Origin of the sequence: Pseudoflavonifractor phocaeensis (assembly GCF_016901735.1) — a bacterium.
Lineage (GTDB): Bacteria > Bacillota > Clostridia > Oscillospirales > Oscillospiraceae > Pseudoflavonifractor_A.
In genome coordinates, this window is record NZ_JACLZC010000220.1 from 1 (window position 1) to 356 (window position 356).

Genomic DNA, 356 nt, shown 5'->3' on the forward strand with positions numbered 1-356 from the left:
AAGAGGCATTGAGCCTCCTGTGTTCCATACCGGGCATTGATGTAACTGCGGCAGCGGCCATTATCGCGGAGATTGGTAACAATATGAGTGCCTTTCCGGATTCCCAGCACATATGCTCCTGGGCTGGTTTGAGCCCCGGCAACAATGAAAGTGCCGGAAAACGCAAGAGTGCTCACATTAACAAAGGTAATCCGTATCTGAAGAGTATGCTCTGCGAGGTGGGATGGGTCATCTCCGGAAAGCGAAACTTGTACCTCTCCGGTTGGTACTGGAGGATAAAACAGCGGAAGGGCGCTAAACGTGCAACGATTGCTTTGGCTCGCAAACTGCTGGCGCTGATTTACACGATGTTGAAG

At 51.4% G+C, this 356-nt stretch carries 1 protein-coding gene; it reads left to right on the plus strand.

Annotation, left to right across the window (positions count from 1 at the left end; translation table 11 throughout):
* On the plus strand, window positions 1-356 hold a 356-nt coding region (locus tag H7U37_RS15355; protein WP_204877034.1), incomplete at both ends, for a transposase.